Genomic DNA, 14,284 nt, shown 5'->3' with positions numbered 1-14,284 from the left:
CTCAGTCGCCGGCGTGCGCGGGGGCGCTGTGCCGGCGGGCCTCGGTGACGTCGGCCATGAGCCGGTCCCACGCCGGGTCCGGGCGGAACGCCGCCAGCGGCAGGCCGCGGCCGACCCGGGCCCACGAGTACTCCCACCAGGCCGCGACGCGGACCGGCCACAGCCCCACCCGGACGGCGCCGGCCAGGAAGCAGCGGTGCACGAGCAGCGTGGCGGCGAGGATGGCCTCGTCGAACTCGACCCCCTCCTCGTCGACGGCCCGGCCCAGCGCGCGCACGTCGCGGTGCATCTCCGAGTAGGCGATCAGCTCCGGCATCGCCGGGACCTGCACGTCGGCGCCGGGCACCAGCATGTCGGCCGCGTACGCCGGCATGAAGGCCACGTCGTGCACGGTGACGATCAGCGGCAGCTCCTCGTGGCCACGCCGTACGCCCAGCTCCACGCCGGGGTCCCCGGTCGGCACGACGATCTGCTGGATGCCGAGGATGTCGCGCACGGCGACGCGGGCCGAGTCGCCGATCGCCGGCACGTGCACGGTCACGACGCCGGCGTCGGCCGACACCTCCGTGCCGGGGATCTCGCCGAGCAGGCCCATGAGCGCTTCACTGTGCATGCGCCCGGTTATACCCGACGGCGGCGAGGGGCTCGCGTCAGAAGCGTTCGAACTTGGCCTCGAGGTCCGGTACCGCCATCTCGCCGCGGGGGCCGCCGGCCGGGAGCCGGTTGTCGTTGTAGACCCCGCCGTCGCGGCCCGACCGCTGGTAGCCGTCGTTCGCCCAGGACGTGCGCGCCGGCGGCTCGACGACGCCGGTCATCACGGGACGACCGCCGTGACCGGTGACGAAGAAGTCCATCAGCTGCTTGAGCTGGGCGGTCTGCGCGGACATCTGCTGCGCGGTGGCGGCCAGCTCCTCGCTCGACGAGGCGGTCTGCTCGGTGACCTTGCCGATCTGGGTCATCGCGACGTTGATCTGCCGTACGCCGGAGGACTGCTCACCGCTGGCGGCGGCGATCTCCTGCACCAGGTCGGAGGTGCGGGTGATGCTCGGGATGATCTCGCTGAGCAGGTCGCCGGCGCGCTCGGCCGTCTGCACGCTGCCCGCGGCGAGCTCGCTGATCTCCTGGGCGGCGATCTGGCTGCGCTCGGCGAGCTTGCCGACCTCGGTGGCGACCACGGCGAAGCCCTTGCCGTGCTCGCCGGCCCGGGCCGCCTCGATGGTGGCGTTGAGGGCCAGCATGTTGGTCTGGAACGCGATGTCGTCGATGATGCCGATCTTGCTGGTGATCTCCTTCATCGCGGCGACGGTCCGCTGCACCGCGTCGCCGCCCTCCTGGGCCTCGGCCGCGGCCTTCGCGGCGATGCCCTCCGTGGCGGCCGCGTTCTCGCTGTTCTGCGCGATGCCGGCGGTCATCTCCTGAATGCTGGTGGTGGTCTCCTCGACGCTGGCTGCCTGCTCGGTGGCGGCCTGCGACAGGCTCTGCGAGGCGCCGCTGATCTGGTTGGAGGCCATGTTGAGCTGGGCGGCGGAGTCGACGACCGTGCCGACCGTCTCGCTGAGCCGGCCGAGCGCGCTGTTGAGGGCGGTGGCCATCGTCCCGACCTCGTCGCGGCCGCGCACGGCGAGCCGCTGGTCGAGCCGGCCCTCGGCCAGGCCGCTGAGCACGGTCACCGTCTCCCGCAGCGGCCGCGAGACCGCGGCCGCGATCATCTGCACGATCACGAACATCACCAGCAGCGCGATGACGATGAGCACGATGAGCACGGTCCGCGACGTACGGTACGCCGAGTCCGATGCGTCGATGGAGGCCTTCGCGGCGGCGTCCTGGGAGTCGACCAGGGCGGTGAGCGCGCTGTTGATGGCGTCCGCGATCGGGGTGACCTGCGCGTCGCTGATGCGGTTGAACTCGGCGATGTTGTTGACGGCGGCGAGCGGTTTCAGCGTGTCCGTCGCCAGCTTCTTGTACGCGTCCCAGGATTTCTGGAACGACTCCTCATCGGCGTTGTCCAGGCTCTGCGGGCCGCCGGTGTAGCTGTTCCACGCCCGGTCCAGGGCGGCGGCGGAGGCGTCGAACCCGGCAGCGGCCTTGTCGGAGTCCGCACCGACCTTGGCCAGCGCCATCCCGCGCATGTCGAGGCGCACCTGCTTGTAGTTGGTGCTCACCTCGCCCAACAGCCGTACGTCGTGCAGGTTCGTGCTGTAGAGCTCCTGGAGCCGCTGCTGAGTGGTGCCGAGCTGGACGATGCCCAGCACTCCGACGGCTATGAGCAGCGCGCCGGACACGAGCGCCAGCAACCGTAGTTTCCAGGCGATCGGCAGATCTCGGAACGACAGTCCGCTGCGATGGCGGCGCGCGCCGGTGTCGGCCATGTCCAGGCTCCCTCTGTCCCCCGCCACGGCCACCGCGCGTTCGGCGCCGCGTGGCCCTTCGACGGCCTCAGCTTATCGGCGCCCGAGTGACGTACACCGCGATTCGAAAGCCATTTCGCAATGCGTTGGCGGATATGCGCACGCGGTCCGGAAAAGGACGCCGGGAACAGACGGGTGCAACTGGCTGACGCCCTGCGGAAAGCACCGGAGTTCTGCTCGAATGAAGGCGCAGATGAGGTCGGCGGGGCGTGGAGGAACCGACGGTGTCGAACAATTCTCAGGCGCCGGGCTCGGGCGTACGCACCGCCACGGCGGTCACCGAGCCGGCCCGCTATCTGACGTTCACGCTCAACGGCGAGTCGTACGCGCTGGACATCTTCCACGTCAAGGAGATCCTCGAGTACCGCAGCCTGACCGTGGTGCCGATGATGCCCGAGTTCATCCGGGGCGTGATCAACCTGCGCGGGCGGGCCGTACCGGTCATCGACCTGGCCACCCGGTTCGGGCGCGGCACCACCACCGTCCGGCGCCGCACCACGATCATCATCGTGCACATCCGGGAGACGGCGATCCCCGGCGACGAGGCCCAGCCCGGCGTGGCCGCCACCGAACAGGACGGCCAGGACGTCGGTGTGCTCGTCGACGCGGTCAACAAGGTCGTGACGCTCGACGACGGCGACATGGAGCCCGCGCCCGCTTTCGGCGCCGGCATCCGCGCCGACTACATCAGCGGCATGGCCAAGCGCGCCGACGACTTCCTCATCGTGCTGGACGTCAGCCGGGTGCTGTCGATCAGCGACATGGTGAGCCTGGGTGACCTGGGCCGCCAGCAGCCTCCCGGCGACGACGGCGGCGGCGCCACCGCCGCCCCGGAGCCGCGGTGATGCTGCCGTTCGCGGCGCCCCGGCAGCTCAGCGGTGACGACTACGGGTTCCTCACCGGGCTGCTGCGCGAGCACACCGGCATCAGCCTGGGCCCGGGCAAGGAGGCCCTGGTCGCGGGCCGGCTCGACAAGCGGGTACGCCAGCTGGGCCTGGACGGGTACGGCGACTACGTCGCGTTGCTGCGCCGCCGCGACGAGGCCGAGCTGCACCAGATGATCAACCTGCTGACCACCAACGAGACGTTCTTCTTCCGCGAGCCGCGGCACTTCGAGGTCCTCCAGCGCTCGATCCTGCCCGCGCGGCAGCCCGGGCGCCCGTTCCGGTTCTGGAGCGCGGCCGGCTCCACCGGCGAGGAGGCGTACACGACGGCGATGGTGCTGGCCGAGTCGTTGCCGCCCGGGCAGTGGGAGGTCGTGGGCAGCGACATCTCGACCCGGGTGGTGGAGGTCGCCCGCCGGGGGCTCTACCCCCTGGAGGCGGCCGGCCGGATCCCGCCGGCCCTGCTGCGCAAGTACTGCCTGCGGGGCCGCGACGAGTACGAGGGCCTGCTGACGATCTGCCGCGCGCTGCGCGACCGGGTGCAGTTCCACTGCCTCAACCTGATGGAGGACTTCCGCCGGCTCGGCCGCTTCGACGTGATCTTCCTGCGCAACGTGATGATCTACTTCGACCTGCCGACCAAGCGGGACCTGGTGAACCGGATGCAGGACCTGCTGGTGCCGGGCGGCTTCCTGGTCATCGGCAGCTCCGAGTCGCTCAACGCGATCCCCTGCGGGCTGACCATGGTGGAGCCGTCGGTGTACCGGCTGCCCCCCGCGGGCGACGGCCCGGGAGCCGGCCGTGGCTGACACCGACGTGCACCTCAATCCCGGCGACTTCCGCTTCGCCGGCGGCGACGTGCGGCTGCACACGCTGCTGGGCTCGTGCGTGGCGATCACCCTGTGGCACCCCGGCCGGCGCATCGGCGGCATGTGCCACTACCTGCTGCCGGGCCGTCACCCCGGCGTGGCCCCGCGCCTCGACGGCCGGTACGCCGACGACGCCGTCGGGCTGTTCCACCGGGAGGTCGACCGGCACGGCACGACCCCGCAGGACTACGTGGTCAAGGTCTTCGGCGGCGCCGACCAGTTCCCCCGCATCCCGGGCCCGCTGACCGGGGTGGCCGCGCAGAACGCCCGGGTGGGCCTGGACCTGCTGCGCCGGCACGGGTTCACGGTGTCGGCCTGCGAGCTCGGCGGCCGGGGGTCGCGGCGGCTCATCTTCGAGCTGGCCACCGGAGACGTCTGGCTGCGCTCGCTGGACCCGTACGAGGATCGGGCCACCACGTGACCGGGATCCTGATCGTGGACGAGTCGGCCGTGGTCCGGCAGGTGCTCGCCGCCCTGCTGCGGGCCTCCCCCGGCCTCCAGGTGCTGGCCGCGGTGCCGGGCCCCGGGTTCGCCGCCGAGCACCTGCGGCGGGCCTGGCCGGACGTCATCGTGCTCGGCCTCACCGCGGACGGGCTCGGCTTCCTGCGCCGGATCATGGCGGAGCGGCCGACCCCGGTCGTGGTCTGCGCGGCGCCCGGGACGTCCGCGGAGGCGCTCGCGGCGGGCGCCGCCGCGGTCATCGCGAAGCCGGCCACCGGCCTGAAGCGGTCCCTGGAACGTGACGGCGACGCCATCGTCGCCGCGATCCGCGCGGCGGCGGGCGTCCGCGAGCGGGTGCGCGTCCCCGAGCCGGCGCTGACGTACGCGGCCGGCGGGGCCCCGGCGGCCGGCGCGGCTCCGGTCGCGGTGGACCGGGTCGTGGCGGTGGGCACCTCGACGGGCGGTACGCAGGCCCTCGAGGTGCTGCTGCCCGCGCTGCCGGCGACCTGCCCCGGGGTCGTGCTGGTGCAGCACATGCCGGCCAAGTTCACCTCGGCGTTCGCCGAGCGGCTCGACGCGCTGTGCCGCGTACGGGTGAAGGAGGCGGCCGACGGCGATCCGGTGCTGCCCGGCCAGGTGCTGGTAGCGCCCGGTGGCCGGCACATGGAGCTGCGCCGCGCCGACTCGCGCTACGCCGTACGCGTCTTCGAGGGCCCGCCGGTGAACCGGCACTGCCCCTCGGTGGACGTGCTGTTCCACTCGGTGGCGCGGGCCGCCGGTCCGCACGCGGTCGGGGTGATCATGACCGGGATGGGCGACGACGGCGCCCGCGGGCTGCTGGAGATGCGCCGGGCCGGCGCGTACACCGTCGCCCAGGACGAGGCGACCTGCGTGGTGCACGGAATGCCGAGGGAGGCCGTGCTGCTCGGCGCGGTCGACCGGGAGAGCCCGCTGGGCTCGATAGCGGAGGTGATCTTCCACCATGGCTGAAGCGCTCGGGATCGTGGTCGCGCTGCTGGCCGGCGCGGCGCTCGGCTACGGATTCGCGTGGTGGCGTGCGAGAGGCACGGCGCCGGGCACCATGCGCGAGCCGGCGTCCGGGCCGGCCGCCACCGACGTGGCCGGGTTCGCCGGCGCGGTGGCGCCGGTCTGGTCCGCCCAGATCGAGTCCTCGCGGGGACAGATGGAGACGGCGGTCGGGCAGCTGACGGAGAAGTTCGCCGGCATCGTCGACAACCTCGACTCCGTGCTGGCCTCATCCTCCGGCACGCTGCACGACGGCCACGCCGGCGCGTTCGACCGCAGCCGGCAACGCCTCGGCGAGGTCGTCGGCACGCTGAACAGCACGCTGACCGCGCGCCGCGAGTCCCTCGCGGAGCTGCGTACGCTGCTCGACCTCAACGAGGAGCTGCGGCAGATGACCGGCGAGGTCACCCGGATCGCCGCGCAGACGAACCTGCTGGCCCTCAACGCCGCCATCGAGGCGGCCCGGGTGGGTGCGGCGGGCGCGGCCTTCGGCGTCGTGGCCCTGGAGGTACGCGACCTCGCGGAGCGCTCGCACAGCACGAGCGAGCGCATCTCGGCGAAGGTGGCCGGCGTGGCCACGGCCATCGGGTCGGTGCTGGCGTCGGCGCAGGAGAGCGCCGGGCGCGAGGATCAGGCGGTGGCGCAGGCCAACGCCGAGGTGCAGGCGGTGCTGGACGACCTGCTGACCGTGCTGTCCGGCCTGCAGAACTCGTCGGCCGAGCTGGAGCAGGCGGCCGTCGGGATCCGCTCGGACATCGGCGAGTCGCTGGTCAACCTGCAGTTCCAGGACCGGGTCGGGCAGATCCTCGAGCACCTGCGGGAGAGCATCGACCACTTCCCCGTGGTCGTCGCCGAGGCCGGTGAGCGCGCCGCCGAGGGCCGGCCGCTGGATCCGCAGGCCGTGCTGGACCAGCTGTCGGCGAAATACACCATGGCCGAGGAGCGCGAGGCCCACAAGTCAGGCGCGGGCACCGCGGTGTCCGAATCCGAGATCACGTTCTTCTAGGGGTGAACGATGGCGAAGACCATTCTGATCGTCGACGACTCGGCCTCGGTGCGGCAGGTCGTCACGATCGCGCTCAAGGGCGCCGGGTACGACGTGATCGCCGGTGTGGACGGCAAGGACGCGCTGGCGAAGCTGAACGGCCAGCGCATCCACCTGATCATCTCCGACGTGAACATGCCGAACATGGACGGCATCACGTTCGTGTCCGAGGCGCGCAAGCTTCCCGCGTACAAGTTCACGCCGATCATCATGCTGACCACGGAGTCGCAGGAGGACAAGAAGCGGCAGGCGCAGGCGGCCGGCGCGAAGGCGTGGGTGACCAAGCCGTTCCAGCCGGACCAGATGCTCAGCGCGGTGGCGAAGCTGATCGCGCCGTGACCCCCCGGGAACCGCGCCGCCTGGCCGTGGACGGCGAGCTGACCGTCCTCACGGCGGCGGCGCAGAAGGAACGGCTCATCGGCGCGCTGCAGACCAGCAGCGGCCTGCGGGTCGACCTGTCCGGGGTGGACGAGGTCGACACCGCCGGGCTGCAGGTCCTGTTGCTGGCCCGGCGCGAGGCCGACCGGCTGAACGTGCCCTTCGAGCTCGGCCCGGTACGCGGCGGCGTCGCCGCGGTGCTGGCGATGGCCGGGCTGGACGCCGCGGAGGAGGAGTGATGTCCGCAGACGACGACATGCGCGAGGCGCTCGACATCTTCGTCACCGAGGCCCGCGACCTGGTGCAGCAGCTCGAGGACGGGTTCCTCGAGCTGGAGGTTCACCCGTCCGCCGCGGAGACGGTCAACACGGTCTTCCGCGCCGCGCACACGCTCAAGGGCTCGGCGGGGCTGTTCGGGCTGCAGCACCTCGTCGGCTTCACGCACGTGCTGGAGACCGTGCTGGGCTCCGTACGCGAGGGCGATCTCGAGGTGTCGCCCGGGCTGGTGAGCACGCTGCTGCCGTGCGCCGACCACATCGGGGCGATGATCGAGGGGCTCGCCGTGGGACGGCTGGAGCCGGACGCCGCCCAGGCCGCCGACGGCGCGCGGCTGCTCGCGGGGCTGGAGCCGTACCTTCCGGAGGGAGCGGGCGGATCGGCGGCCCGGCGGCCCGACGCGACGGGTGCGGAGGCGGCCGAGGAGCGGGCCTGGCACCTGACGCTGCGGTTCGGCGCCGACTCGCTGCGCAACGGCATGGACCCGCTGTCGTTCCTGCGGTATCTGTCCACGATCGGCACGGTGACCGAGGTAACCGTGCTGGACGACGCGCTGCCGCCCGCCGAGGAGATGGATCCGGAGACCTGCTACCTCGGCTTCGAGGTCGAGCTCAGCACGGGCGTGCCGAAGGAGGAGATCGAGGCGGTCTTCGAGTTCGTCCGCGAGGACAGCGATATCCGGATCGTGCCCGACGAACGGCAGTTCGACGCCTACGTGCGGGCCATCCGCGCCATGCCGGAGAGCGAGCGGCTGGGCGACGTGCTCATCGGCAGCGGCGCGGTCACCGAGCTGGAGATGGCCGAGGCGCTGCGCATCCAGCAGGAGCAGGCGGTGCGCAGCGGCACCCAGCCGGTGCCGATCGGCGAGATCCTGGTGGAGCACGGCATCGTCCCGCGGCCCATCGTGGACGCCGCGCTGAACCGCCAGCGCAAGACGGCGGAGACCCGGACGCAGGACACCCAGACGATCCGGATCGACGCCGCGCGCCTGGACCGGCTCATCGACCTGGTCGGCGAGCTGGTGATCGCGCAGTCCAGCACGGCGGTGCGCGCGGGTGGCGGCGGGGAGGCGCAGGGCGAGGTCATGCGGCTCGTCGACGAGGTACGGCACAGCGCGCTGGCCCTGCGCATGGTGCCGATCGGCACGACCCTGCGCCGCTTCGAGCGGGTGGTCCGCGACGTCTGCCTGGAGCTGGGCAAGGAGGTGTCGCTGGTGATCACCGGTGGTGACGCCGAGATGGACAAGGCGCTGGTGGAGCGGATCAGCGACCCGCTGCTGCACCTGGTGCGCAACTCCCTCGACCACGGCATCGAGGCGCCGGCCGAGCGGCAGCGCCACGGCAAGTCCGCGAAGGGCACGCTGCGGCTCAACGCGTACCACGACGCGGGCAGCATCGTGATCGAGGTCGGCGACGACGGCCGCGGGCTGAACCGGGACAGGATCTACGACAAGGCGGTGGAGCGCGGGGTGGTCGCGCCCGGCACGGCGCTCACCGACGCCGAGGTGTACGACCTCATCTTCGAGCCCGGGTTCTCCACCGCCGACGCCGTGTCCAACCTGTCCGGGCGGGGCGTGGGCATGGACGTCGTCCGCCGCAACGTGACCGCGCTGCGGGGCAGCATCGAGGTGGAGACGGCCCGCGGCGTGGGCACGACGATCCGCATCCGGCTGCCGCTGACCCTGGCCATCATCGACGGTTTCCTGGTCGGGGTGGGCCCGTCGTGGTTCATCGTGCCGCTCGACCGGGTCACCGAGTGCGTGGAGCTGCCGCCGGGCCCGCTGGGGCGCGACTGCATGAACCTGCGCGGCGAGGTGCTGCCGTTCATCCGGCTGCGGCAGCTGTTCGACATCCCGGGCGAGCCCGCGCGCCGGCAGAACGTCGTCATCGTCGAGCAGTCCGGGCAGCGTACGGGCCTGGTGGTGGACACCCTGCTGGGCGAGCTGCAGACGGTGATCAAACCGCTCGGCGTGCTGTTCAGCCGGTTGCGCTGCATCAGCGGCTCGACGATCCTGGGCAGCGGCGAGATCGCGCTCATCCTGGACGTGGGGACGCTCGTCGCCGACCACTCCAGCCGCGAGCACCTGCGGCACGCCGTCACCGCCGCCTGACAATTCCTCTGAGTAATTGAAGAACTACAGAAAGCTATATCTACGCCTGTCGACAATTGTGGAGGCCTAGCCTCCGAGTACTACGCACCCGCGCACTTGTCCGCATGGTGGGGCCCGACAAAGAATCGGTTCATGACGCTCGGCAAGAAGGATCTGCCTTATCCGTATAACCAGGACTTCTCCGGCATCGTCACGCGCGTCAAGGGCGTCCGCGAGGCGACCCGGGCCGCCCTGGTCAACTCGCCCAAGGTCGCGTCGTACCTCAAGGCCGGCGCGAACCTCATCGAACAGAACCTCGGCGCCTGCGAACGCGCGGCAGAAGCCGACGGACGCAAGCAGTACTGGTCCGGGCTGCGTTTCCTCACCGAGCGGGCGCTGTCGAAGGAGATGGAGAGCCTCGAGCCGCCGTTCCTTCGCCAGAAGGGCGACGGGCCGTACCGCGCCACCTGGGCCAGCCACGACGACTACCTGAACGACCTGCTCACGTTCATGTTCCACGCGATGAGCTACGACCCGCAGTACGACGCGGAGGTCGAGACCCGCGGCTGGCTGGACGACGAGGAGAGCTTCGTCGACGCGATCGACCGCGCCACCCACGCGGAGCTGCAGGCGATCTGCCGGATGCCGCTGTTCCGGCTCCAGCTCATCATGGTGGCCACGGCCGACCGCAACGACGGCATCCACGACGCGATCGCGAACAGCTACGCCGGCGCGCTGGAGCCCTGGAAGAAGATCTACGAGTCCACGTTCGCCTCCCGCGGCTTCCAGCTGCGCCCCGGCGTCACCCTCGACCAGCTCGCCTACATGCTCGCCGCGGTCACCGAGGGCTTCGCCCTGCACCACCTGGGCGATCCCGGGGCCGGGATCATCGGCGAGTCGCCCGAGGACAACCTGGTCGGCATGGCCGTCCTCGGCATCCTCAACAGCTACCTCGAACCCGTGTCTGAACCCAGCGGCCTGGCGCTGCGTGAACACTTCCGAGACGTCTCGAACACCGCGCGGCCTGCCGATCGCACCTTCGACGACAGCGGGGAATGACATGACGAGCACGACGGAGCACCCGGTCCGCCCGGCCGGTGGGCCGGCCTCCTGGTGGGAGCGCCAGAGCGACCTGGTGATGCGCCGCCCGATCAACGAGTTCACCTTCACCCACATGAACTGGCTGATGCCGACCGAGCCGGTCCGGCGCGGCCACGACCCCCGGCCGCTGCCCGTCGGGCACCTGCCGCTGAACCTCTCGTACCGCTTCGACGACCGCGACCACAGCCTCGCCGACCTGCACCGGCGCACCCACACCACGGCGTTCGTGGTGCTGCACCGCGGCGCGATCGTGCACGAGAGCTACCCGGGGGCCTTCGCCGGCCCGCGGGTGCGCATGCAGCTGTTCTCACTGTCCAAGTCGATCACGTCGATCCTGCTCGGCATCGCGCTCGCCGAGGGCGCCGTCGGCAGCGTGAAGGACCTGGTCACCGACTACCGGCCGGACTTCCTCGGCACGGCGTACGAGGGCACCACGCTCGCCGACCTGCTCGACATGAGCAGCGGCGTCGGCGACCTCGAGACCTGGGACGGCACCGACAGCTTCATCCGCCGCTTCGAACGCGCCGTGCTCAGCGGCGGCGACGTGGCCGCGATCATCCGGTCGGCGCCGCGCACGGCCGGCATCGGCGAACGCTTCAACTACTCCACCTTCGACGCCCAGGTCCTCGGCTGGGTGCTCGAGGCGGCCACCGGGCTGACGCTGGCGGCGTACGCCTCGGACCGGTTGTGGGCCCGCATCGGCGCCGAGCGCAACGCGTACTATGGGCTCAGCCGCTCCGAGCCGCGGACCGCGATCGGTGCCGGCGCCTTCAACGCCACCGCCCGCGACCTCGCCCGGGTCGGGCTGATGATGGCCCGCGACGGCGTCTGCGGGGACGAGCAGATCGTGCCCGGCGACTGGGTGCGCCGCAGCCGCGGCGCCGACGTCCCGCACCTCGCCGTGGGCGCGCTCGGCCCCAGCGGCTACGACCACTACGGGTACGCCAACCAGTGGTGGACCCTCGGCGAGAGCTGCTTCCACGCCTTCACCGGCCTCGGCGTGCACGGCCAGTACCTCTTCGTCGACCCCGCCGCCGACGTGGTCATCGTCAAGTGCAGCGCCTGGCCCACCGAGGACGACCCGGCCCGCGACCGCGAGACCATCACCGCGTTGCGCCGCATCGCCGACCACCTCGCCTGAGACACCATTCTTTTCCCCTCGCCATTTCCACCCGGCCCCCGCATGCCTTCACGACCGGGGTCGCCCTTTGGGCCATCCGGGTCGCCCGCGCCTACCGTCGAAGCTCGACGTCCCGCGCTCCCTCCCATTCCCGAAAGGACGAAATAGATGAGAAGAACTCTCGGGCGGCGCCTCGCCGTCAGATGGGCCGCCGCCGTCCAGGTGACCCTTCTGGCCGTTCTCGGCACCGTCGTCACCACCGGCGGCACCGCGAATGCGGTCACCGCCCCCGGCACCGTTCTGCTCTCCACCACCGCCACCCTCCCGCCGGAATTGGCGCCCCTGGCCACCGGCAAGCGCATTTCGTACGTGACCACGAACGTCTCCGGCGTCGCCACCGTGGCGACCGGCCTGGTCCTCACCCCGAAGACCGGCAAGAAGAACCGCACGGTCGCCTGGGGCCACGGCACCACCGGCCTGGCCGACAAGTGCGCCCCGTCGGCCAGCCAGGCCGTCTTCTGGCCGGAGGCACGGGCCGCCATCGCCGCGCTGCTCAAGAAGGGCTGGACGGTGGCCGCCCCCGACTATCCCGGCCTGGGCACCCCGGAGAGCCACCCGTACCTGATCGGCAACAGCGAGGGCCGGTCGATCATCGACAGCGTCAAGGCCGCCCGGAACCTGGACCCGGCGCTGACCACCGACTACGCCGTCGACGGGCACTCGCAGGGCGGGCAGGGCGCGCTGTTCGCCGGCCAGCTGGCCCCGTCGTACGACGGCTCGCTCGTGCTGCGTGGCGTGGCGACGATCGCGCCCGCGTCCAACCTCGACCTGATCGCGCCGGACATCCCCGGCACGGAGGGCCAGGGTTACCTCGTCATGGCCATGTACGGCATCAACGCGGTCGAGCCCACCTTCAACCCGAACTCCTACCTGGCCGCGCCGGCGAAGCAGAAGTCCAGCGTGCTGCAGAGCGGCTGCCTCAACGAGATCCTCAGCGCGTACGCACCGCTCACCCCCGAGCAGCTCGTGCCCGGCGGCGTCGTCCCGCAGGCGGTGATCTCGAAGCTCGCCCAGTACGGCAACCCGGGCGGCACGGCCCCGAGCGCGCCGATCCTCATCGTGCAGGGCACCGAGGACGAGGCCGTTCCGTACGGGATCACGGCCGGCCCGCTGTTGGACGAGCTCAGCCAGTACCGCCAGTCCGTCGAGTTCATCACCCTCGAGGGCGAGACCCACGACGGCGCGGTGTTCGCCTCGGTGGACACGGTGGCGAACTGGATCGCCGCGCGCTTCGCCTGATCCGGCCCCACGACGTCCCGCGCCCCCCGGGACCGGCGGCACCCCACGCGACCACCCCCGCGTGGGGTGCCGCCGTTCGTCAGCGGCGCCCGGCGGCCATGTCCATGAGGTGGCCCAGCACCTCCGGCCCGGCCGTCCGCAGACCGTCGTGCTGATACTCGCTGGTCACCCACGTGCGGACGTTGCCCACCTCCTGCGCGGTCCGCAGCGAGAGCCCGGCGTCGACGTACAGGTCGTCGGCGTAGACCGCCGCGTGCACCGGGACCTCGTTGGACGCCAGGCGGCCGAGATCGTAGAGCGGCGGCCAGTCGTCCGCGGCCGCGAGCAGGTCGGCCGCGCCGGCGAACGGGCGCAGCGCGGCGATCTGCCGGAACATCCACGGGTACATCATCTCGCCGGTGAACAGCAGCGGGTCGGCGTCCGCGGCGAACGCCGGGTGGCGCCGGAGCGCCCGGTGCGCGGCCCAGGCCGTGGGCGTCGCGCCCTGGCCGTACGTGTATTCCTGCAGCGCCGCCAGCGGCGTGTCGACGAACCCGGTGTGCCGCATGACCTCGTGGCGGAAGGTGTCCGACAGCTCCCCGCCGTTCCAGGCCTCGTCGAGCAGCCAGTGCACCTGGGCGCAGCCGTAGCTCATCCCGAACACGCCGCCCAGCGCGCGGAAGCGGTCGACGGTGAGGCGGTCGCCGTCGGGCAGGCGTACGTCACCGGCCGCCAGGTGATCGGCGATGCGGCGCACCTCGGTCACGTCCCCGGGGAACGCGCGGTAGTACTCGGCGTTCCTCGCTGCCACGCGCGGGTAGGTGCGCGCGTACACGTCGTCGGCGGTGGCGGTCAGGCCCGGCAGCCCGCCGGTGACGTAACAGGTCCGCAGGCCCTGCGGGGCGGCCGACAGGTACGCCATCGTGATGAAGCCGCCGTAGCTCTGCCCGAGCGTGTCCCACCGCGCCCCGCCGGCGAGCCGTTCCCGCAGGATCTCCGCGTCCGCCACGATGCTGTCCGCCCGGAACAACCGCAGGTACGCGGCGAGCGCCGCATCCGGCATCCCGCGCACGGTCCGGCCGGTGATCGGCGTGCTGCGCCCGGTGCCGCGCTGGTCGAGCAGCAGCACCCGGTGGGTCCGCAGGGCGTGCCCCAGCCAGCCCTCGGCCCGCAGCGGGCGCGGACCCTTGCCGCCCGGCCCGCCCTGCAGGAACAGCAGCCACGGCAGGTCGTCGCCCGCCCGGTCGCGGGCCACGACCTCGCGCGCGAACACGTCGATGGTGGCGCCGCCGGGATCGCGGTGGTCCAGCGGGACGGTGACGGTGTGGTCGGTGCAGCGCAGTCCGGGAAGGGCGATCATCCGCATCAA

At 71.9% G+C, this 14,284-nt stretch carries 14 protein-coding genes; 11 read left to right on the top strand and 3 right to left on the bottom strand.

The features are described from left to right. Position 1: 1 nt before the first annotated feature. Both COUCH_RS17220 and COUCH_RS17215 read right to left on the bottom strand, forming a co-directional pair. Positions 2–613 carry a hypothetical protein gene (locus COUCH_RS17220; protein WP_249613104.1) on the bottom strand — a complete coding sequence of 204 codons (612 nt, stop codon included), beginning with the start codon at positions 611–613 and terminating at the stop codon, positions 2–4. 37 nt (positions 614–650) lie between these two features. Next, positions 651–2,369, bottom strand: a complete 1,719-nt coding sequence (locus COUCH_RS17215) for a methyl-accepting chemotaxis protein (protein WP_249613103.1) — start codon at positions 2,367–2,369, stop codon at positions 651–653. Positions 2,370–2,632: 263 nt separating this feature from the next. Between COUCH_RS17215 and COUCH_RS17210 the strand changes: the two genes are divergently transcribed. From COUCH_RS17210 to COUCH_RS17160, 11 genes are all read left to right on the top strand, one after another. Continuing rightward, positions 2,633–3,253, top strand: a complete 621-nt coding sequence (locus tag COUCH_RS17210) for a chemotaxis protein CheW (RefSeq protein WP_249613102.1) — start codon at positions 2,633–2,635, stop codon at positions 3,251–3,253. Further along, on the top strand, positions 3,253–4,101 hold the full coding sequence (locus COUCH_RS17205; protein ID WP_249613730.1) for a CheR family methyltransferase: 849 nt from the start codon (positions 3,253–3,255) through the stop codon (positions 4,099–4,101). Before COUCH_RS17210 ends, COUCH_RS17205 begins: the two co-directional genes overlap by 1 nt. Continuing rightward, positions 4,094–4,582 carry a chemotaxis protein CheD gene (locus COUCH_RS17200; protein ID WP_249613101.1) on the top strand — a complete coding sequence of 163 codons (489 nt, stop codon included), beginning with the start codon at positions 4,094–4,096 and terminating at the stop codon, positions 4,580–4,582. Before COUCH_RS17205 ends, COUCH_RS17200 begins: the two co-directional genes overlap by 8 nt. Then, on the top strand, positions 4,579–5,592 hold the full coding sequence (cheB, locus tag COUCH_RS17195) for a chemotaxis-specific protein-glutamate methyltransferase CheB (protein WP_249613100.1): 1,014 nt from the start codon (positions 4,579–4,581) through the stop codon (positions 5,590–5,592). The genes COUCH_RS17200 and cheB overlap by 4 nt, the downstream gene beginning before the upstream one ends. Continuing rightward, complete coding sequence (locus COUCH_RS17190; protein ID WP_249613099.1) at positions 5,585–6,634, top strand: methyl-accepting chemotaxis protein; 1,050 nt, start codon at positions 5,585–5,587, stop codon at positions 6,632–6,634. Before cheB ends, COUCH_RS17190 begins: the two co-directional genes overlap by 8 nt. 9 nt (positions 6,635–6,643) lie before the next feature. Next, the gene (locus tag COUCH_RS17185) at positions 6,644–7,012 is read left to right on the top strand and encodes a response regulator (RefSeq protein WP_249613098.1); all 369 of its coding nucleotides are present in this window, start codon (positions 6,644–6,646) and stop codon (positions 7,010–7,012) included. Further along, positions 7,009–7,290, top strand: coding sequence for an STAS domain-containing protein (locus COUCH_RS17180; RefSeq protein WP_249613097.1), 282 nt, complete (start codon positions 7,009–7,011; stop codon positions 7,288–7,290). Before COUCH_RS17185 ends, COUCH_RS17180 begins: the two co-directional genes overlap by 4 nt. Beyond that, positions 7,290–9,437, top strand: a complete 2,148-nt coding sequence (locus tag COUCH_RS17175) for a chemotaxis protein CheA (RefSeq protein WP_249613096.1) — start codon at positions 7,290–7,292, stop codon at positions 9,435–9,437. Before COUCH_RS17180 ends, COUCH_RS17175 begins: the two co-directional genes overlap by 1 nt. Positions 9,438–9,569: 132 nt before the next feature. Then, positions 9,570–10,475: a hypothetical protein gene (locus tag COUCH_RS17170; RefSeq protein WP_249613095.1), complete on the top strand. Its 906-nt coding sequence runs from the start codon at positions 9,570–9,572 to the stop codon at positions 10,473–10,475. Between the two features lies 1 nt (position 10,476). Then, a complete protein-coding gene (locus COUCH_RS17165; RefSeq protein WP_249613094.1) occupies positions 10,477–11,658 on the top strand; it encodes a serine hydrolase domain-containing protein in 1,182 nt (393 codons plus the stop codon). Positions 11,659–11,805: 147 nt separating this feature from the next. After that, on the top strand, positions 11,806–12,936 hold the full coding sequence (locus COUCH_RS17160) for an alpha/beta fold hydrolase (RefSeq protein ID WP_249613093.1): 1,131 nt from the start codon (positions 11,806–11,808) through the stop codon (positions 12,934–12,936). A gap of 79 nt (positions 12,937–13,015) precedes the next feature. Here the strand turns inward: COUCH_RS17160 and COUCH_RS17155 are convergent, their stop codons facing one another. Beyond that, positions 13,016–14,275 carry an alpha/beta fold hydrolase gene (locus COUCH_RS17155; RefSeq protein ID WP_249613092.1) on the bottom strand — a complete coding sequence of 420 codons (1,260 nt, stop codon included), beginning with the start codon at positions 14,273–14,275 and terminating at the stop codon, positions 13,016–13,018. Between the last annotated feature and the right edge of the window lie 9 nt (positions 14,276–14,284).

It is taken from the genome of Couchioplanes caeruleus, from assembly GCF_023499255.1.
In the GTDB taxonomy this organism is placed as follows: domain Bacteria; phylum Actinomycetota; class Actinomycetes; order Mycobacteriales; family Micromonosporaceae; genus Actinoplanes; species Actinoplanes caeruleus_A.
This window is presented reverse-complemented; position numbering and strand designations above follow the sequence as displayed.

Bases quoted from the DNA above. Each gene is read 5' to 3' on its own strand.
- COUCH_RS17220 (WP_249613104.1), bottom strand. From the start codon at position 613: ATGCACAGTGAAGCGCTCATGGGCCTGCTCGGCGAGATCCCCGGCACG.
- COUCH_RS17215 (WP_249613103.1), bottom strand. From the start codon at position 2,369: ATGGCCGACACCGGCGCGCGCCGCCATCGCAGCGGACTGTCGTTCCGA.
- COUCH_RS17205 (WP_249613730.1), top strand. From the start codon at position 3,253: ATGCTGCCGTTCGCGGCGCCCCGGCAGCTCAGCGGTGACGACTACGGG.
- COUCH_RS17190 (WP_249613099.1), top strand. From the start codon at position 5,585: ATGGCTGAAGCGCTCGGGATCGTGGTCGCGCTGCTGGCCGGCGCGGCG.
- COUCH_RS17185 (WP_249613098.1), top strand. From the start codon at position 6,644: ATGGCGAAGACCATTCTGATCGTCGACGACTCGGCCTCGGTGCGGCAG.
- COUCH_RS17175 (WP_249613096.1), top strand. From the start codon at position 7,290: ATGTCCGCAGACGACGACATGCGCGAGGCGCTCGACATCTTCGTCACC.
- COUCH_RS17170 (WP_249613095.1), top strand. From the start codon at position 9,570: ATGACGCTCGGCAAGAAGGATCTGCCTTATCCGTATAACCAGGACTTC.
- COUCH_RS17165 (WP_249613094.1), top strand. From the start codon at position 10,477: ATGACGAGCACGACGGAGCACCCGGTCCGCCCGGCCGGTGGGCCGGCC.
- COUCH_RS17160 (WP_249613093.1), top strand. From the start codon at position 11,806: ATGAGAAGAACTCTCGGGCGGCGCCTCGCCGTCAGATGGGCCGCCGCC.
- COUCH_RS17155 (WP_249613092.1), bottom strand. From the start codon at position 14,275: ATGATCGCCCTTCCCGGACTGCGCTGCACCGACCACACCGTCACCGTC.